This is a genomic window from Brachybacterium sacelli, from assembly GCF_017876545.1.
Classification (GTDB): Bacteria; Actinomycetota; Actinomycetes; order Actinomycetales; family Dermabacteraceae; genus Brachybacterium; species Brachybacterium sacelli.
In genome coordinates, this window is record NZ_JAGIOD010000001.1 from 2,669,192 (window position 1) to 2,687,944 (window position 18,753).

Genomic DNA, 18,753 nt, shown 5'->3' on the forward strand with positions numbered 1-18,753 from the left:
ACCCAGGCGTCGCGTCAGATGCGGCGGCACAGCGGCAGCGCGGCAGCGGTGAAGGCGGCGGCCTGCTGCCCGACGAGCAGCCGGGTCTCACAGGAGGCCTGGATCGCGGCCTGCTCGATCGCAGCCACGGCCGCGTCGAGTTCGTCGATAGTGGGTGCGGAGATGCTGATGAGTCCGGTGTAGCGCAGCACTCCGTGGCCCGCGGTCAGATCGGCCTCTTGCTGGAGCACGTCCTGGTACTCAGCGGTTTGCGCGGCGTCTTCGATCTGCCCGATCTTGGCGCGCTGGGCGTGGTCGGAGATGTGTTCGACCTTCTTCTTGCGGATGTCCCGGGCGGCCTGGTCGGAACGCATCGGGGTGCAGATCAACGAGAACGACCGTTGGATGCCAGTCGACAAGAGCACGGGTGAGAGGAATCCGGGGTAGACCATCGAGCGTGGCCACTCCGAGACCCACAGCACGCCGTGGTGGGCTGAGTCGGTGCGCAGCCTCGTCCAGGACTCGTTGACCGCGACGGGGCCGGCGGTGGCAAGAGATTGGCCGAGTTCGCCGTGCCGCGCGAGCGTGGCAGCGATCGCCGGGTCGTACGCACCACGGAGGATGACCGCGATCTGCCCGGGAGTGAGCCACCCGGATGGGGTGAGGTCGGCCGAGCGGAGCGCGGCGACCAGGGTCGACATCTCTTGGCGCAGGACTGCGGCAGCACCCCGGATGCCGCCGCCGGCGGTCCTGATCTGCCGGGCGGCGTTCTTCAGGTCCAGGCTCAGCGACAGCGTGGTGGCGTGCCTCTCCCCAGCAGGGCCAGCACGGTCGATGAGTTCGGCGTAGGTGGTGGCTGCCCAGGTGTCGTCGTCGGTCCCGTGAGCCTCCCACCATTCTGCGAGGCCGGTTCCCGAATCCGGCAGCGTGCGCTCCAGCACTTGGAGGGTGGCGATACGACCGGATCGGCAGGCGGTGGCCAGGACGCGCCCCCAGGAGGTGACGCGGCGTTCCTGCTCGCCGGGATCGAGCAGCACGAACGCCGGATGCGACACCTCGCAGATCACCGTCAGGGTCTGCTGGTGGGGGTCGTGGATCATCCCGGCGTTCGTTTCGGGGTCGGTGTACTCGCGCAGCCGGGCCACGTCACCGGGCAGCGCGAGGGTGCCGACCGGACGCGGTGTCACTACGCGCCGCCGATACAAGAGTTGGCCGGCGGTAGTGCGCCAGAGCCACCAGAACGCCACTGGCAGCCACTCCACAGCCGGGCGTCCGGCGACGGGTATCCAGGTCAGCGCCGCGGCAAGCACCCAGATTGGTGCGGTGTAGGCCAGCAGGATGCCGCCACCGGCGTAGAGCGCGCCGACGACCGCCAGCACGCCGATCGCCAGCGTGATGAGCTGGGATAGCGAGAGGCCCAGCAGCACGCCTCGCCGGGTGAGGCGGGAGAACTTCACCGGAACCAGCTCCGAGGACACCGTGCGCTCGTTCTTCGTGGTCATGGCCGCCCTTACTCCTTGCCGTTGGGCTTCGGTGCCGGTGGGGGTGGTTGCTTCGGCGGCCGCGGCTGCGGTTGTGAGGGACCCGGCGAGGGCGTCTTTCGCTCCTCAGCGGGTGGAGCCTTGGGTGCCGACGAGGACGGCGGCGGCCCTGCCTGCGCCGGCGGCGGTGGCGTGCTTCCGGTCTGGCCGGCGGCGTCTGCGGCGGTCTCGCCCTGACCGCCGAGGGCTTTGCCGGCCTTGGGTCCGGCGGTGGCGGCGTCCTTGGCGACCTTGGCGCCGATCACGGCCGCCGCGGCCGGACCAGCCGCCGCAGCCCCCGCTCCAGCACCCGCGCCTGCTCCTGCTCCGCCGCTAGCACCAGCTCCCGCAGACCCGCTCGCAGCAGCCTTGCCTCCGCCAGCTCCCGCAGCGGCCTTGCCTCCGCTGGCTCCGGCGGTGCCGCCAGAGGCCTGGGATGCGGGGTTCTTCGGTTGCGGCGGGTTCTTCCCACCCCCACCACCGCCTTCACCGCTACCCCCGCCACCGGACTTGCTGCCCTCACCACCGTCGAGGACCTTCTTCGGCTCACCGCCGCCCTGGGGCTTGGTGGGTGTCGGGATGGGCCGGTTGAGTGCCTGTTTAGCGTCCTGCTCTGAACCGATCGCGTGGTACATGTCGAAGCCCACGAACGACAGGAACTTGTAAGTCAGGTACGGGGCGAACGCGGCCATCGCCATCAGCACGATCCCGGCGATCGGGTCGGACACCGAGGACAGGTCGCCATCGATCGGCGCGGACACTTGGGTGATGGCGACCAGGAACATGACGACGAGGACGAGCTTGGAGCAGATCAGGGCGATGACGAACATCGCCCACTTCCCGATCCACCCCCGCGTGGCATCCCACGAGGCGCCGGAGAACGCCAGCGGTGCGAGCACGATCGCGACCAGCAGCAGTGCCTTGCGCACGAGGAGGGACAGCCACACGATGGCGGCCGCACTGATGGCGAGGCCGGCGAGGAAGATCGTGATGATTGCCCCGACACCGGGCGCGGCGATGTTGATGCCGACCAGGCCGGCGGCCAGCCGGGTGATCTTGTCGCCCATCGATTCGGTGGTCTCGCCGGCGGCCTGGATGATCCCGATGCAGAGCTGATCGACGATCTCCAACAACAACGCCGTCAGGGTGATGACGACGAAGCTGCCGAGCACGGACTTGGCGAGCCCGAGTGCAGCGCGGGACAGTGCGGTGGGATCGCGGCGGATGAGTCCGGTGATGAGTTGGAGGCAGAAGAAGATCAGCATCACGAACACCGCGATGCCGAACAGGATGTTGTAGACCGCCACATACTCCGGCGACGTGACATCCACCAGCGTTGTGGTGTCGAACACCGCCCAGACGGCCTCGAACAACCAGCCCGCTGCTGCTCCCATGGCTTGGGCGAGCCAGTCGAACGGCGCGGCCACCAGCGACGCGGCGGCTTCGCCGGCGGTGTCGCACACGGACGAGATGATGGGGACGTCGCACACACCCACCGGAATCACTCCTCAAAGGTCGAGTCGGGCGGGGGTGGGGTCAGACCTGCTGGCCGACGTTCCAGAAGAAGTTGATCAGCGTCACGCTCGCGCCGCAGATCACCGCGGCACCACAGGAGACGAGGACGCCGACCTTGCCCCGGCCCGCCAGGTGCGGGTTGGAGGAGTTGGCGCCGAAGCCCCACACGATCGCTGAGATGATCAGCGCCAGCACGGACAGGATGAGGCCGATGGTCATGACGGCGCCGACGATCGTGCGCAATTGGGCGATGCCGGGCAGGCCGGAATCGTTGGGGTCGATGTTGATGTCCATCGGCACGAGCGCCGGCAGGACGGTGATGAGATCGAACACGATGGTGTCTCCTGACGAACGGACCCACCCGAGGGGCGGGGAACACGGAAGGGGTTCGTCGGTCAGGTGCACTGTTTCACCCAACGTCGCCGCGACGAGGTCGAGGACGGGCAGGGCCTCAGAGCTGCTGGCCGAGCCGGATGAGCCAGTTCAGCCAGGCGACCCCGCCGCCGGCCAGGACCGCAGCGCCGAGGGCCGTCCACGCCCCGACGCGCGCCTTGGTGGCGGCAGTGTGGTTGCCGTTGGCGGTGGCGATGGCCCAGACGATCGCGCAGATGATCAGCATCAACACGGCGATCACCAGGACGAAGGTGAGCAGCGCGCCGATCACCTCGCGTAGGTCGCCGATCCCGCCCAGGCCGTCGAAGTCGGGGAACACATCCATGCCGCTCAGCTCCCGGGCCGGACGGTGACGTGGAGGTGGTCGATGTGCTTGGTCGTGATATCCGTCCCGCGGGTGTAATCGCGCCATCCCTCGTCGTCGCGTGCGAGGGACCAGATCTTGTCCTGCCAGATCAGGTAGTCGACGCCGAGGACTTCGGCGTGGTCTTTCATCCAGTTGGTGACCTGCCACCCGGCTTCGAGCTGCGGTGGTGTGGGGCGTTGGCCGATCGCGTTGCCGAACGTGAGATCGCATGCCCTGCCCAAGGGGTGTTCGGAGACGGTGCCGGGTCGGGGTGAGTAGCAGGCCCAGGAGGTGTCGGGGAACGCGGCTGTGGCCTGCTGGTAGAGGTGCAGCATCTGGGCGGTGATCTGCCCGTCTGTGGTGGGGTCGTCGACCATGCGGTCCGGGTCTCCCTCGAACGGGTCCGGCTGTCCGCCAGGGGCGCTGCCGCCGGGCTGGCAATCGTTCGCGGGGTCGCCGGTTTCGGCTTCGGGTAGGTCGGCGGCGTCGTGGTCGTTGAGCCATGCAGCCGCGTCCACGGCGTCGGCGTTGGTGCCGCCTGGGCGGACTTCGAAGTGCAGGTGCGGGCCGGTGCTGTTGCCGGAGGAGCCGACATCGCCGATGTGCTGCCCGGCGCTGACCCGGTCACCGACCGAGACGTAGATGCCGTGCTGCCACATGTGCATGTAGGCGGTCGCGACGCTCTGGCCGTCGATGGTGTGCTCGATGACGATAATGCCGCCACTGCCTTCGGAGTAGTCGGCGACGGTGACGGTGCCGTCTGCGGCGGCCAGGATCGGGGTACCGTCGGGGGCGGAGAAGTCGGTGCCGGCGTGGAGCGTGCGTTCTCCGGTGATGGGGTGGGTGCGCATGCCGTAGGGGCTGGTCATCACCCAGCTGCCCTCGGGTAGGGGAAACACCACCCGGGCGGACTCCGTGACCGGGGCTGCAACCGGGGCCGTCTCAGCGGTGTTTGCGCTGTTGGCGGGTGCACCGGTGGTGAGGGTGGTCAGGATGGTCTCGGCGACCGGCTGGTAGTTGCGGTACCGGTCGGGGTAGGCGGAGACTTCGACGGCTTGGGCGGCCTCGCCCTTGTCCATCTGCTCCCAGCCGGCGAAATCCAGCAGCCCTCTGGGGCTCGGGTGGTTCGGGCCGTCGGGTCCGCCGAAGAATGCCCGCGCCTGATAGGTCGGGTCCATCAGCTCGGCGACGGTGCCCCACCCGGATTGCGGGCGCATCTGAAACAAGCCCAACGAGTCGTGGTCGGAGCCGTCGCCGTCGTTGGGGTAGTTCGCCGACTCCGGGTAGGCGCTCGTGTTGGCGAGCTGTCTGAGGGTGGATTCGGTCAGCGCGGCCATCAGCGCGATCACCAGCCCGTCACGGGTGATCCCGTCGATGCTAGAGGCGGTCTCGATGATCGTCGCCGCATGCGTCAACTGCGCCTGGTTCAAGGTGTAGGTCTCACCGTTCGCTGTTGTGACGGTGAGTTCTTCGGGCACGTCGCCGACCGTGACGTTCGTGCCTGCCGCGGTGCAGGATGCGGTGGCAGTCACGGCGGGGTTCATCACCACCCCGACCCCGACCAGCACGAGCGACGGGGCCAGGAACACCAGAGCGAGGGCGACGACGACGAGCTTCTTCATCACGAGCGATCACCCCGCGCTTACTGGAGGGGGTTGTCGGGTTGGGACAAGCGCAGCAGGTGGCACGTGTCGTAGGTCAGGCCGCAGATGAGGAACACGGTGAACGCCACCGAATGCTCGGAGGTGACCTCTTCGTCGTTCCAGAGACCTTCGCGGTGGCGGGTGCCCTCGATCGTGTACGCGATCGTGCCCGGCGCGAGTTGGCTCGGCTGGGCCTGCGCGACGGCCGTGTCCCAGTCGTCGGGAACGAACAGGTTGTCGATGGTCAGGTGCTGGGCGGTGGCGTACTGGCGCAGCTCGATCCAGGCCTCCCGGTTCGGGAGGTAGCTGGCGATGTCGGAGGCGAGCCCAGCCTGCTCGGCGCCCGTGGGGTCACCGACGGCGAGGATGACTGAGGTGTAGTCCAGAGGCATGAACCCGGAGGCGGTGTCCCAAGCGAACAGCGCCTCGGCGACATTGCGGGCGAAGGTCTCCGGATCATCCGCCGCGGCCACGGTCGGCAGCCGAGGCGTCGCGGTGGGCACCGGGTCACTGGGCATGGTGACTACTGGCCCGGGCTCGGTCCCGCCGTCGCTGCCTGGGTCGCGGGTGGGTGGTCCGGTGATCAGGCCGTAGACGCCGATCCCGGTCAGCAGGAGGACCGTCACGCCTGCGGCGAGCACGGCGACCACACGGTGTCGGGAACGGGGGTCGGAGAGGTCGGGAGTCTTCATGGCCGGTAGGTGCACCACCAGCACCCGCGATCGTTCAGACGCTCGGCTCAGAGTGCGCGTAGGTGTCCCCGCGCTGGGACCGATTCCATGTCGTTGCGTCGGTCGCGGGCGGCGCGCAGCTCCTCGGCGAACCGGCTCGTGCCCTCAGCGGCTACGAGGAAGGATTCGATCTGTTCGTCGGTGAGTTCGGCGGTGAGCTGGTCGATGTCGTAGTGGGTCCACCAGTCGGCCAGTTCGGTCCAGGTCAGCACGAACGCGCGCACGGGATACCGCACAGGCTCGCCATCGTCAGCCACTGCTGGGACAGGCCGGGGTGTGTGCTTCTTTGCTTTCGCGTTCTTGGCGCGAGCGAGAGCATCGGTGGCGAGCTGGTGCAGGTCGGCCTCGCGATCCTCTTGAGCGGTCTCGACGGCGGTGCGGACAGCCTCGTAGATCGGGTGCACCGGGGCGCCGCCATCGATGCGCTCCAGCTCAGCACTCACCTGCTCGCGTAGGTCGGCGGGCTGGGCGGGGTCGTCGGCGATCTTCTGGAGGTAGCCGATCTTCTCCAGCGTGGTGTGGGACGCGCCGCCGGGAATCATCGCCGCCGCCTGCTCGCGGCTCTTCCCGGGTGCACCGCTTGACGGTGGTGCAAACTTTGCACCGCCGTCACTTCCCGGTTGATTTTCGGTGCTGAACCGGGCCGCAGCCTGCCGGCGGGCGGCGTCTTCGGCCATGAGCGCTTTCAGTTCCCGGTACAGCGCAGCCGCCTCGGTCTGGGTCAGCGGCTTGTGCAGGACGTTGTCGTCCTGCTCAGCCAGGAGGTGTCCGAGTCGGTCGGAGATGCCCGAGCGGACCCAGACGTTGACCGTCTTCCAGCCGAGCTGCTTGATTGCCGCCAACCGGCGCGCACCACAGACGAGCACACCATCTGGGGTGATAGTGACCGGTTGCAGGAGACCGCCGCGGTCGATGGAGGCGGCCAGCTCATCGATGTCACCCAGCTCGGTGCGGTGCCGCCGGCCCACCATGATCGAGGCGACGGTGCGCTCCAGCTCGATGTATCCCGCTGGCGCGCTCACGACCCGTCACCCCCGTGCCGGTCACGACAACCGGGGGCGGCAAGGGAGACGGCGAGGATGAGGTCGTCGTCGCGCAGCAGCACCGGCAGCGTCTCGCCGATCAGCAGCCGCAGCAGCACGCCCCGCCCGGCAGTGGTGGCAGCGTAGGCAGGATGGGGGTTCCCGAGCAGCGCCTTCAACAGCGCGGTCCAGGAGCGGCCGGGGATGTCGAGGAGCGCGCGGGCGTGCTTGTCCCGCCGCAACGCCTCGTAGGTGGCCTGGCGGGTGCCGATCCTCGTCAGCGCCCCGCACACATGCTCCACCCCGGCGCGTGCCGTGGCCGGCGGCCAGCCCAGCAGCATGAACAACGCGATCGCGTCCTCGACCGCAGAGGACGCCGACGTGCACGCCCGCGCCGATGCCAATGAATCCACGTCCTCGTCGTGGGTGGTCGGAGGGTTATCGGCGATCTGGAACGCCGGGTGATAATCCGTCAGCGGGTTCTCGCGATCCGAGAAGCGTTCGGGGTCATGGAACGCCGAGACATGCGGGCGCCTGGCCTGGTGAACGGAGCACAGCAGCCCCTGGGCGCGTTCTTCGAAGATGCAGGTGATCCGCACCGCATGCGTGATGACCGCCCAGGAATCGGTAGCTTCCCGTGCCGCTTTGGTGCGCATCACGTCGAACGCCGCGCTGGCGGCCTCCCAGGGGTCTAGGCCGTGCTTGCGTGCGAGCGGTGCGTACTTCTCCGCGGTGAAGGCCATCAGTTCTGCCGCGGTGGGGTCGTGCTCCCACGCGGCCGGCCCTGCGGCGTGGAGTCGGTGCAGGAGCGTGCGTAGGCCCTCGCTAGTCGTGAAGTCCTCGCCGGTCTCGGTCGTGGTGGTGGTGAGCGTGTGCTCGGTCATGGTCAGGGCACCTCCTGACAAGCAGGTGCACACGCCGTCCCCAACAACGACGTTCGCGCTCCGTGCCTTGGTGGTGCTCATGACCTTTCACCCGCTCAGTTCATCCCGACCCCAGGCCGCGACGGACCGTCCTGAGTCGTCTGGCTGCGTCCGAAGGCCGACAGCGGCGGCAACCGGCGCGCCCGACCCCCGAGACCGCGTAAACCGGTGGCCGTGGTGGCGCGCGTGCGACGGGCCAGCTCGACCTCGAAGTCGATACCCCGCCCCGCCAGTGCCGCGCCATGGCGGGTGAGCAGGTCCGTGGGCCGCACCCACTCCACACCCCGCGCCCGCCCTACGCCCGGAGCAGGCGTCTCGCTGTTCTTGCGACGGCGGGCCGTCTTTGCGGCCTGTACTGCCTCCGGTGTCTCTGTACCCTTCTCCGCAGCCTCGGCGGCGGTGCGGCTCGTGTCCGGCTCGCGCGACCGCTCACGCAGTTCGTGCTGCTGCTCGTCGCTGTTCATGGGTCTTTCGCCTCCTCGGTATCGGTGTGTTCGGTGTTGTCGCGAAGGTGCGCGCTGGCGAACCAGCGGCCGATCGTGGAGGCATGGACGTCGAGTTCGCGGGCGATCTTCTTGTTCGACCAGCCCTGGCCCCGCAGTTCGCGTGCGCGTTCTCGCCGACGCGTGCCCGCGGTCCCGGTCCGACGGCGTGGAGCCGCCTCGATGGCTGGCGAGGCTTCTCCTGGCGCGCCGGCAGACGGCGGCGTCGTCAGCGGAATGAGTCTCGGTTCGGCAGAACCAGCGGAGGGTTCTCCCGGCCGCTCGGTTGCTGCTGGTGAAGGTTCGTCGGTGGCGGGCAGCGGACGGGTGAGGACGACGGTCAGGTGGGTGATCGCCAGCAGCACCACCGGCGGCACCGCCGCCACACTGGCGGCCAGCACACCGGGGACGTCGGCATCGGCGGCGACCACGGCGTGGATGGCGTTCGCGGTCACCGAGACCGCGGCGCCACCGATCAGCAACCCCCACGGATACCAGGTCGACCGGTGCCCGGCCAGCGCGACGACGGAGACGGTGGCGACGACGATGATCCCGTCGACGATCAGCGGCCACGCCCACGCCTGCCCCGCACCCACGCCGCTCCTCGCGGCCAGATCGGCCAATGCGGTGAAAGACAGCCAGAAGGCTCCGGCGGCGATGAACACCGTCCCGGCAACGGCGGTGACCACGGCCCAGCGCCGGCCGGTCTGGCCCGTCTGCCGGTCGAGGGCGTGCGTGGTCATCACATCTCCCGCACCCGCGACGACGGCCGCGTACCACTGGTGTCCCTGCTGAACCATCCGCCGTCGGCTGCCAGTGGCGAGGAGTGCTGCACCGGTGACGAGGACGAGTCCCGCACGCGGGCTTGGGGTTGGGCGGTGCGGTAGGCGGAGCGCACGGTCGCGGTGATCTCCCGCTCACCCAGTCCCGCGCCCGAGGCAGCAGCCGACAGCGCGTCGAGGGCGTCGGAGGCGGGGATGCCGTTCTCGGCGAGGCGGCATGCGGCCCAGAACAGGCCGCGGTTGCGTTCGCCCTCACCACGGGCGGCGACCCACCCCGCCAGCCGCGCCACGTCCGCCTCCCGCGCCACACCCTGGCTCGCCGGGCGACGAGGTGCTGGGCGGGGGTCGAGGAAGTCCCGCAGCCGGTCCGCATCCAGGCTGGCGGCGGGGCCGGTGTTGATCCTGTGCACCAGGTACCGGCTCGTGCTGCCGTTGATGAATTGGCGCGACGGCGGGGCGATGATGTAGCCGCCGTCGCCGCGGAAGTCGATCCCGGCACGCGCGGCCTGCCAGGACCGCTGCTCCGCCTCCGGGATGGCCGGGAAGTAGGCGTGCATCCCGCCCGACGGCGACCGCACCAAGAACTCCCACCCGTCGACAATCCCGGCGCTGTCCGCGCGAGCAAATGCCTCGTAACCGTCGACCGGGCCGTGCACGTCGACGTCGACGACCACGACACCCGAGGCGGCACCGGTGGGCAGGCCGATGTTCGCCGTTGGCGTCTGCCTCCACCACGCCTCCACCTGGCCGGGATCAGTTGTCGCATCGAGCAATCCGTGCTCCGCGATCGGGCGCTTCCCGCCCGGCAGGCACGGGAACACCGGAATCCCGGCGGCCGCGAACTCCCGCGCGGCAACCGACAGTGGCCAGGACTCGTTCATCCGCACCAGAGCCGCAGCAAACGCACCATGCTCAGACATCACAGCCCCCGCACCAAACCCGGAGACAGCGCCGCGGGCTCTGGTTCCGGCAGCGGCTCCACCCGCCCCGCCGCTGGCCGTGCGGATGTTCTCTGCTCGTGGGTGACCTGTGTGCGGGCCGGCTGGTCGTGCTGCCGTGCCTCACGGTCAAGACCCGGCGGCGTCCCGTCAGTGACCTGGGCGGTGTCGAGCTGGTCCAGGATCGTCGAGGCGGTCTTGCGGACCCGCTCGCCGGTGGCCTTGACGATCTCGACCGGTTCCTTGCCATCCACCCTGGCCGCCCACGTCGAGACATACGGGATCGTGTAACCCGAGGTGTCCATGTGATGGGCGGCGCCAATCATCAGCGCGACCGATTCGGCCTCAACCTCCCCGATCCCACGGTGCTGACGCGCGTCCTCCTGGTCGGGTCCGTGCATGAGTACGTGGCCGAGTTCGTGGGCAAGGGTCTTGACCTGGGCGGCGGGGTCCATGTTCTGACGCACTGTCACCGTTTTCGCGGTGTAGTCGGTCATCCCGTTGGCGCCCTGGATCATGCCCTCGTGCGGCACCCGCAGCACCTCGAACCCACGCTCCTCAACCAGCTCGGACAGGCCATCCCAGAGTCCTGCCGGTGCTTCGCCTTCCAGCAGTTTCGGTGCCGGCGGCTCCGGGATCGGATCACCTGAGGTCTGGGAGGAGTCCCAGACGTAGGCGGGGCGAACGGCGATCATCTTCGACCGCACCACCTCACCGGGCCGCGGCTTCTCGCCCTTCCCGAGCCGCCGCCACGATTCGGCATCCGTCAGATTCGATGACGCGAAGCGGCCGGTGACCGGGGCGAAGATCATGTACCCCGGCTGACCTTTCTGCACCTGCCGGCCCAGGCCCTGCCACTGGCGATAGCCGGCCACATACGACGGCATCGGCTCCGACACGCGGCCGGCCTCGTAGGCTGCCCCATGCTGCGCCCAGATCAGCAGCGTGTTCGAAAACGATCTCGCTCTAAACTGTGCAGCGAAGGTGAGCGCGCGGCGCCAGTCGTCACCGGAGACGAGCTGTTCGACAGCACCGGTCAGGCGCTCGTGCAGCTCATCGAGCTTGGCCTCTCGTGCGGCCCGGGCTTGCTCCCGTGTCCTGACCATCGTGCCGGCTCCTCCCGCTACCCTGAGCACCGAGCCGATCGGGCTCGGTGACCATCAGGTGCGCCGGGAATACCAGCGAGCGAGAGACGGACAACGGATGGGCGGATGTGACCGTCAGGCGCGGTGGTGAACCCAACGTGTCCCCACCGGATTACCAGCCCACAAGCCGCCCAGGCGAGGCATCGGGCGAAGATGCGGATGTGCGTATCTCGGATGCGCAGATGCGTATCGGACCATCAGGCCGTTGACTTCCGTCGGCTGAGCTGCCGATAACGGGTCGGAGTCACACCAACGCACTCGCGAAACAACCGCGCGGCGTGGCCACGGCTGCGCCACCCGACCTGACGCATCGCTGCCTCCACGGGCAGGTCGGTCTCGCGCAGCAGACGCGCCAACCGTTCGGCACGCAACGTCGACAGGTACGTCATCGGTGTCTTCCCATAGGCATCCACGAAGACGCGACCGAGCTGGGACGGCGACAAGTGCACCGCGGCGGCAAGCTCGTGCAACGTCCACCGCTGTTCGGGTGCTCTGCGCAGAATCCCGGCCGCCTCGCGAACCTCGGCCCGCAGCGGTGAGAAATGACGGCAGAGGGGCAGACCGGGCAGCGTGGCCCGCTGCTGCGTCGGCGTCCGCCTCGCCTCGGTAGTCCTGACGTACGGCGTGATCACATCGAGGACAACGAACAGCAGCGCCTGGAGGCGATAGAACTTCTTCGGCGACGGTCCGTCGATGCTCAGCGCAACCATCTCGTCCAGCCACGGCATCAGCATCCCGGCACGGTCCTCACCGAGGTGCAGAATCTGGGCCGGTTCGGAGTACAACTCGGCGGCGAAGTCCTGGGCATCGAGCCGGTCGGCCAGCAATGCGGCATGCTGCCAGAACACCTGGTCCACGACGTAGTCCCGGTCCAGGTACAACGTGGTGACCGTGATCGAGCCCTCGGGTTCGCTCCCGCACAGCGTGTTCGCCCCGAGCGCGACGACGTCACCAACCGTGACGGGCTTCTCGCCGAACTCGCTGAGCAGGATCGCCGAGCCGTGCCGGATGAAGATCGACTTCACACAGTCATACGCGACCGGACCGATCGGGCGAGAAATCGTGCGTGAGCGGGCGAGGATCGGCGAGAAAATCTCAGCCGGCCGCTCACACGATCGCACTACGCGCCGGCCGCCCACCGACTCACTCCTGCACGGCCACAGGTGTCCGCAAGCGCTCTCGGGTCCGCTCTCCCCACATGTTTGAACGATAGTTCTACTTGTACTATAGTTCAAGTACCTACTTCGAGGAGGCTGTCATGTCAGAGGTTGCAACCCGACGGGCGGGAGCGCGCGAGTGGGCGGGCCTGGCCCTGTTGGCGCTGCCGACCGTGCTACTGGGCCTGGACGTCACCGCGCTGTATTTGGTGCTGCCGAGCATGTCCGCAGCGCTCGACCCATCGGCGACGCAGACGCTGTGGATCATGGACGCTTACGGGTTCTTCATCGCCGGGTTTCTCATCACCATGGGGACCTTGGGCGACCGCATCGGCCGGCGACGCCTGCTCCTGATCGGCATGACGGCGTTCGCGATCGCGTCGGTTTTCGCGGCCTTTGCCCCCAGCGCCGAGCTGTTGATCCTGGCACGCGCCCTGCTCGGGATCGCGGGGGCCACGCTGATGCCCTCGACCCTGTCGTTGATCTCCAACATGTTCGCCGACGTGCGTCAACGCGCGGTCGCGATCGGGGTATGGGCCACGATGTTCGCCCTGGGTATGGCGGCCGGACCCGTGGTCGGTGGAGCCCTGGTCGATGCGTTCTGGTGGGGTGCGGCGTTCCTGCTCGCAGTCCCCATCGCGATCGTCGTCCTGGTCGGCGCGAAGGCCGTCCGGCCCGAATATGCCGGCCCCCAAGCCGGGCGACTGGACCTGGCCAGCGTCGCCCTGTCCCTGGCGGCGATCCTGCCGGGCATCTACGCCGTCAAGCACGCCGCCTCCTACGGCGTGGACGCGAGCACGGCGATCCTCCTCGTCGTCGGTGCGGCCGCGGGTGTGCTATTTGTGCGCCGGCAACGCCGTCTGGCCTCGCCGTTGTTGGACGTCACGTTGTTCACCAACCGGGCCTTCTCCGCGGCACTGGCCGTGCTGCTGATCGGGCTCGTCGGGGTCGGCGGCACCATGTATCTGGTCACCCAGTATCTCCAGCTCGTCGAGGGCCTCACCCCGTTCACCGCGGGCCTGTGGATGGGACCACCGGCCTTGGCAATGTTCGCCGCCGCTATCGGTGCACCCTTGGTCGCCCGGCGTGTGCGACCGGGCCTAATGATGTCCGCCACCCTGGGTCTATCGGTGATCGGCTATGCGCTGCTGGCAACGGCCGGTACCGGCGACACCGTGGCCGTGGTGGTCGGATTCGCGTTCGTCTACCTCGGCCTCGGCGCGATCGCCGCGCTGGGCACCGACATCGTGGTCGGCGCCGCACCGGCCTCGAAGTCTGGATCGGCTGCTGCGATGTCCGAGACTGTCCAAGAGCTTGGCATCGCCGTCGGCGTGGCGCTGCTCGGCAGCCTCAGCACCGCTCTCTACACCGCCCGCATGACAGCTCCCGCGCACATCTCACCCGAGATCGCCGAGCGCCTTACCGGCAGCCTCTCCGGCGCGCTCTCGGTCGCCGACCAGGTCCCCGCCGGGGTCGTGCATGCAGCGCAGGAAGCGTTCACCACCGGCGTGAACATCGCCTCGGCCGTGGCCGGCGGCGCCATCGTCGTGGCGACTGTCCTGTGTCTGGTGGCCCTGCGGCATGTCCGTCCGCTCGGTGAGGAACAGGATGTCGAAGCCGACCCTCGGTGACGGACTCGATTACCCTGGAACCCATAGGAGGGAGCATGAGCGACAGCGATGAACACCCCATCGATGGACGGCGTGCCCGAGGCAACAAGCGCCGCGCCGAGATCATCGATGCCACCCTCGCTGTCGTCACCCGTGACGGCGCGGCAGGCGTCACCCACCGGACCGTCGCCAAACAAGCCGGCATCACCACCAGTCTGAGCACGTACTACTTCGCCACCCTCGACGACCTCCTCGTCGCTGCCCTTTCCAGCGTGGCCGACGCCTACACAGCCCACATCCGCCAGATCATCGACGCCCCCGGTGACAAGCTGCACGGCCTGGCCAAGCTGATCGTCAACTCTGGCGGGCCAGGGCGCGAACGAGCCTTAGCCGAACGCGAACTGTCGACGCTGGCCGCCCGCAGACCTGCCCTGGCACCGGTGGCCCGGCACTGGCGCGAGAACGTCGCGGAACTCGCCTCCACTCTCACCGACGACCCGCAGGCCATCGCCACGCTCGTCGCCGCCTCCGACGGCCTGTGCACCGCTATTCTCATCGACAACGTCCCCGCTGACATCGACTACGTCCACCGGGTTCTTTCCCAAGCTATCGGAACGCTGTTGTAACTCAGAGATGTCTCCCCTGGCGGGGGGGACTGGTGAGACGTGATGCCACGGCTCAAGGGTGAGCATCTGGGCGGTGATGCAGGGATGGCAGGCGCGTAGGTAGTGGGTGAAGATGCGGATGTGCGTATTGCCAATGCGGACATGTGTGTCGCGGGCTTCAGGCTGTGGCTTAATGCCGGCTGAGCTGGCGGTAACGGGTCGGCGTCACGCCAATCGCCTGGCGGAACATCCGGGCGGCGTGGCCCCGGCTGTGCCAGCCGACCTCACGCATTGCGAGCTCGATCGGCAGTTCGGTTTCCCGCAGCAGACGCGCCAACCGTTCGGCGCGCAGCGTTGACAGGTACGTCATCGGTGTTTTCCCGTAGGCGTCGACGAAGATACGGCCGAGTTGGGATGGCGAGAGGTGCACGGCGGCCGCAAGCTCGTGCAGCGTCCACCGTTGCGCCGGGGTGTCGTGGAGGAGGGCGGCAGCTTCGCGGACTTCGGCCCGTAACGGAGCGAACCGACGGTGGTGGTGCAAGCCGGGCCAAGTCGCCAACCGCTGGGACTGTGTTCGTCGAACCGGAGTCGTCCTAACGTAGGGGGTGATCACATCCAGCACCGCGAACAACAGCGCCTGCATTCGGTAGAACTTCTTCGGCGACGGTCCGTCGAGGCTGAGCGCGACCATCTCGTCCAGCCACGGCATGAGCATCCCGGCACGGTCCTCGCCGAGGTGGAGTATTTGGGCCGGTTCGGAGTACAGTTCGTCGGCGAAGTCACGGGCATCCCACCGGTCGGACAGCAACGTGGCGTGTTGCCAGAAGACTTGATCGATCACATAGTCGCGATCGAGGTAGAGCGTGGTGACGGTGATCGAGCCTTCGGGTTCGCTCCCGCACAGGATGTTCGCGCCGAGCGCCACGACGTCGCCAACCGTGACGGGTTCCTCGCCGAACTCGCTGAGCAGTATCGCCGAGCCTGCGCGGACGACGATCAGTTTCACGCAGTCGTAGGCCACCGGGGTGATCGGTGCGTGGATCGCACGCGTACGAGCGAGGACTGGTCGGAAGTTGTTCCCCTGTGCCCGATCCGTTCGAGCTTGTGGTCGTGCGTCTGATGGCATGGTGTCGGCCCCGGTCGAGGCCACAGCCGCCTGGCTCGGACGTGATGCGGCGGCGGCCCCATGCACATTCGTCGTCGTCGCGGCGTCAAGGAAGGCGGCGCTCACCCTAGGAGCGCCGCACACGGGCGGGAGGGACGGCCGACCGCTCCAGCCGTTCTAGATGCTGGCGCCGCGACCTGCTCGCAGTGATTGCGCGGAGGTCTCCCACAGGCGTTCGGCTGCCTCGGGGTCGAGCGCCCAGCGCCGCACGCCGTGGACGCCGTCGGTCTCGGCGTCGTTCTCAAGGACCGCGGCCTCACCGCCGTCTTCAAGGTAGCGACCACCGACGCTGGCGAACTCGGGCGCGACAGCGGCCACCAGCGATGTGGCTGCCCCCTGCTGCGGTGTCTTGTTCGTGGGGATCTGTTCCCACTGCGCGCGCAGTTCCGCGGGCAGGTGTCGCTGCAGGCCGGTCATGATCCCGCCCGGCATCACGGCATTGGCGATGATCCCGTCGTCCGCCCAGCGCCGAGTCGCCTCGACGGTGAAGAGGGAGTTGGCGGTCTTGGACTGGCCGTAGGCGCTCCAGGGGTCGTAGGGGCGCTCGCTGTAGTGGATGTCTTCGAAGATGACGGGGCTGCCGTGGTGGCCGCTGGAGCTGACGGACACGATCCGCGCCCCGGGCGCCGATGCCAGTGCTTCGTGCAGGCCCAGTGCGAGGGCGAAGTGCCCGAGGTGGTTGACCGCGAACTGCGCCTCCCATCCTTCGGGTGTGCGGGTCAGTTCGGGCAGCGCCATGACTCCGGCGTTGTTGATCAGCAGGTCCAGCGGGCCTGCCCATCCTGTGGTGAAGGCGGCGACGGACTTCTGGTCGGCGAGATCGAGAGGCTGGAGGTGGACAGCGTCGTTGCCGGTTGTGGCGCGAATGTCACGAGCGGCCTCCTGTGCGTTGTCGGGGCGGCGCACTGCCAGGGTGACCTCGGCGCCCGCGCGGGCCAGCGATCGTGCCGTTTCCAGGCCGATGCCGGAGGCGGCGCCGGTGACCACGGCGCGCCGTCCGCTCAGGTCGAGGCCCTCGGTCACGTCGTCGGCGGTGCTCGTGGCGTTGAACCGGGTGGTGATTCGTGACATGTGTTCCTCCAAGAAGCTCAGTCACCAGTCAGACTGACTGGTAAGTCTTTATCGACGCTACGCTGGACCTGGAGGTTCGTCAAACTGACTGGTCAGTCTTAGACTGATGGGATGAGTGATGAGCCCACCACCGCCCGCGGAGCCGCGAGCTACCGCCGCCTCCTGGACGCCGCCACCCACGAGTTCGCGGCCTCCGGCATCGCAGGAGCACGGATCGACCGGGTCATCACCGCCGCCGACTCCAACAAGACCCAGATGTACAGCTACTTCGGCAGCAAGGACGGACTGTTCGACGCGGTGTTCGCCCGCGCGCAACGCGAGTTCACCGAGTCCGTCCAGATTGAGGGCCACGATCTGGCCGATTGGGCCGTGCGGCTTTACGACGAGTACCTGCGCCGCCCGGACCTGGTGCGGCTGATCACCTGGGCACGCCTGGAGCGTCGCCCGCACGGCTCACTTGTTGACCCCGAGCCGGACGGGCAGCGCGTCGACGACCCGAAGGTGCACGCCATCGGTGCCGCCCAGGAGGCCGGCCAGATTCGCGAAGGAGATCCGGCCGACATCATGGCCATGGTCATCGCGATGTCCATGGCCTGGTCCCCGGTCAGCAACGTCTACGCCGCACACCCCGAGGAGCCGGACGCCGTCCACGAACAGCGGCGGGCGATGCTCCGCGAATGGGTGCTTACCGCCACCGCACCGCAGTAGCCATCGACCGCCTGTCCACCGCTGCTCGGGTGCATCGCGGAGCAGGCTGACGGCTTGCCGAGCCTCAACCCGTAGCGGTCCGAACTCACGGAAAGCGAGCGGACCGGGGACAGAGCACCTAGCGTTGGGCGACGGCGCACAATCCGTCTCTCGTGCCGGCCGCCTTCGAAGCTCCACGCGTCTTGCAGGTCGAGGTCGTCAACCAAAGTTGACGGTGTTCCGCTCGGTCAGCATCGGCTCACCTGGCTGTCGAGAGGCGGTGCTCTGGTGACGGTTTCGATGCGGGTGATGAGTGCAGGCGATGGGTACAAGTACCTGCTCCGCACGGTCGCCGCGGCCGATGGCGACAGGTCGCTGTCGACGCCACTGAAGAGGTACTACGTGGAGGCGGGAACGCCGTGGGAAAGCGAACGTAGCCGCGTCTGGTTGTGATCGTTCCAGCGTAGTCGCGACTTGCGCGTGACGTGGCGGTCTCACCGTGGGGCGAGACGCGGAGGGTAGAATTGGATCATGCCTGAGGGTCAGATGATGCGGATCGGGGAGCTGGCGGCGCATATTGATGCCAGCCCAAGAGTGCTGCGTCATTACGAGGATCAGGGCTTGCTGGCTTCCACGCGTGGGCAAAATGGCTACCGCTTCTATGACCGCGACGCGGTCACCCGGGCCACGAATGTCAAGACGCTGCTCGATGTCGGCCTTACCGCCGAGGATGTCCGCCAGCATGCCGAGAGCGGTTGTCTGGACGAACCGCTGGACGAGGTTCCGCATTGTAACGGTGAACTGGCGCCGATCGAGGCCCGGCTCCACACGCTTAATGAGTTGATCGCGCGGCTGGAAGCGGTCCGGGAGCGGTTGAGTGAGCATGCGCGGTCCGTGGAGGCTTCGCTGAACCACACAGATCGGGACTGACACATCCCGATCGCGGAGGCTCAGGTGAGTTGAGCGTCAGCGCGGGCTTGACCTTGACGCTAGCGACAGGTTCATACGGTCACAGGAGCCAGAGGTTCCCGACCGAAAG

Annotated in this window: 19 protein-coding genes; 4 read left to right on the plus strand and 15 right to left on the minus strand. The window is 68.1% G+C overall.

Going from position 1 to position 18,753, the window contains the following annotated elements; all coding sequences use genetic code 11:
* Positions 1 to 14: 14 nt before the first annotated feature.
* From JOF43_RS12040 to JOF43_RS12100, 13 genes are all read right to left on the minus strand, one after another.
* The gene (locus JOF43_RS12040) at positions 15 to 1,481 is read right to left on the minus strand and encodes a PrgI family protein (protein ID WP_209902327.1); all 1,467 of its coding nucleotides are present in this window, start codon (positions 1,479 to 1,481) and stop codon (positions 15 to 17) included.
* A gap of 8 nt (positions 1,482 to 1,489) precedes the next feature.
* A complete protein-coding gene (locus JOF43_RS12045; protein WP_209903288.1) occupies positions 1,490 to 2,995 on the minus strand; it encodes a conjugal transfer protein TrbL in 1,506 nt (501 codons plus the stop codon).
* Positions 2,996 to 3,035: 40 nt separating this feature from the next.
* Positions 3,036 to 3,347: a DUF6112 family protein gene (locus JOF43_RS12050; protein ID WP_209902329.1), complete on the minus strand. Its 312-nt coding sequence runs from the start codon at positions 3,345 to 3,347 to the stop codon at positions 3,036 to 3,038.
* Positions 3,348 to 3,465: 118 nt separating this feature from the next.
* Positions 3,466 to 3,732 (minus strand): DUF6112 family protein, encoded by a 267-nt coding sequence (locus tag JOF43_RS12055; RefSeq protein WP_209902330.1) that lies wholly within the window; start codon positions 3,730 to 3,732, stop codon positions 3,466 to 3,468.
* Positions 3,733 to 3,737: 5 nt separating this feature from the next.
* Positions 3,738 to 5,375: a M23 family metallopeptidase gene (locus tag JOF43_RS12060; RefSeq protein WP_209903289.1), complete on the minus strand. Its 1,638-nt coding sequence runs from the start codon at positions 5,373 to 5,375 to the stop codon at positions 3,738 to 3,740.
* Between the two features lie 20 nt (positions 5,376 to 5,395).
* Positions 5,396 to 6,088, minus strand: a complete 693-nt coding sequence (locus tag JOF43_RS12065) for a hypothetical protein (RefSeq protein WP_209902332.1) — start codon at positions 6,086 to 6,088, stop codon at positions 5,396 to 5,398.
* 47 nt (positions 6,089 to 6,135) lie between these two features.
* Positions 6,136 to 7,149, minus strand: a complete 1,014-nt coding sequence (locus tag JOF43_RS12070) for a ParB N-terminal domain-containing protein (RefSeq protein WP_209902334.1) — start codon at positions 7,147 to 7,149, stop codon at positions 6,136 to 6,138.
* Positions 7,146 to 8,033, minus strand: a complete 888-nt coding sequence (locus JOF43_RS12075; protein WP_209902336.1) for a hypothetical protein — start codon at positions 8,031 to 8,033, stop codon at positions 7,146 to 7,148. The genes JOF43_RS12070 and JOF43_RS12075 overlap by 4 nt, the downstream gene beginning before the upstream one ends.
* A 95-nt stretch (positions 8,034 to 8,128) precedes the next feature.
* A complete protein-coding gene (locus JOF43_RS12080) occupies positions 8,129 to 8,536 on the minus strand; it encodes a hypothetical protein (RefSeq protein ID WP_209902337.1) in 408 nt (135 codons plus the stop codon).
* Complete coding sequence (locus JOF43_RS12085; RefSeq protein ID WP_209902339.1) at positions 8,533 to 9,297, minus strand: DUF2637 domain-containing protein; 765 nt, start codon at positions 9,295 to 9,297, stop codon at positions 8,533 to 8,535. Before JOF43_RS12085 ends, JOF43_RS12080 begins: the two co-directional genes overlap by 4 nt.
* Positions 9,297 to 10,217 (minus strand): bifunctional DNA primase/polymerase, encoded by a 921-nt coding sequence (locus JOF43_RS12090; RefSeq protein WP_245354094.1) that lies wholly within the window; start codon positions 10,215 to 10,217, stop codon positions 9,297 to 9,299. The genes JOF43_RS12085 and JOF43_RS12090 overlap by 1 nt, the downstream gene beginning before the upstream one ends.
* Positions 10,218 to 10,255: 38 nt before the next feature.
* The gene (locus JOF43_RS12095; protein ID WP_209902342.1) at positions 10,256 to 11,380 is read right to left on the minus strand and encodes an ArdC-like ssDNA-binding domain-containing protein; all 1,125 of its coding nucleotides are present in this window, start codon (positions 11,378 to 11,380) and stop codon (positions 10,256 to 10,258) included.
* A 236-nt stretch (positions 11,381 to 11,616) separates the two neighbouring features.
* Positions 11,617 to 12,480 (minus strand): helix-turn-helix domain-containing protein, encoded by an 864-nt coding sequence (locus JOF43_RS12100; RefSeq protein ID WP_377783865.1) that lies wholly within the window; start codon positions 12,478 to 12,480, stop codon positions 11,617 to 11,619.
* 254 nt (positions 12,481 to 12,734) lie between these two features.
* Between JOF43_RS12100 and JOF43_RS12105 the strand changes: the two genes are divergently transcribed.
* A complete protein-coding gene (locus JOF43_RS12105) occupies positions 12,735 to 14,207 on the plus strand; it encodes an MFS transporter (RefSeq protein WP_245354095.1) in 1,473 nt (490 codons plus the stop codon).
* Positions 14,208 to 14,242: 35 nt separating this feature from the next.
* Positions 14,243 to 14,812, plus strand: coding sequence for a TetR/AcrR family transcriptional regulator (locus JOF43_RS12110; RefSeq protein WP_209902346.1), 570 nt, complete (start codon positions 14,243 to 14,245; stop codon positions 14,810 to 14,812).
* Positions 14,813 to 14,981: 169 nt separating this feature from the next.
* Here JOF43_RS12110 and JOF43_RS12115 read toward each other — a convergent pair whose 3' ends face one another.
* The gene (locus JOF43_RS12115; protein WP_209903291.1) at positions 14,982 to 15,917 is read right to left on the minus strand and encodes a helix-turn-helix domain-containing protein; all 936 of its coding nucleotides are present in this window, start codon (positions 15,915 to 15,917) and stop codon (positions 14,982 to 14,984) included.
* Between the two features lie 156 nt (positions 15,918 to 16,073).
* Positions 16,074 to 17,027 carry an SDR family NAD(P)-dependent oxidoreductase gene (locus JOF43_RS12120; protein WP_209902348.1) on the minus strand — a complete coding sequence of 318 codons (954 nt, stop codon included), beginning with the start codon at positions 17,025 to 17,027 and terminating at the stop codon, positions 16,074 to 16,076.
* Positions 17,028 to 17,138: 111 nt separating this feature from the next.
* On the opposite strand from JOF43_RS12120, the gene JOF43_RS12125 reads away from it, so the two are divergent.
* Together JOF43_RS12125 and JOF43_RS12130 are read left to right on the plus strand one after the other, a co-directional pair.
* Entirely contained in the window at positions 17,139 to 17,735 is a 597-nt protein-coding gene (locus JOF43_RS12125) for a TetR/AcrR family transcriptional regulator (RefSeq protein WP_209902350.1), read from the plus strand.
* Between the two features lie 510 nt (positions 17,736 to 18,245).
* Complete coding sequence (locus JOF43_RS12130) at positions 18,246 to 18,644, plus strand: MerR family transcriptional regulator (protein ID WP_209902352.1); 399 nt, start codon at positions 18,246 to 18,248, stop codon at positions 18,642 to 18,644.
* The last annotated feature ends 109 nt before the right edge of the window (positions 18,645 to 18,753 follow it).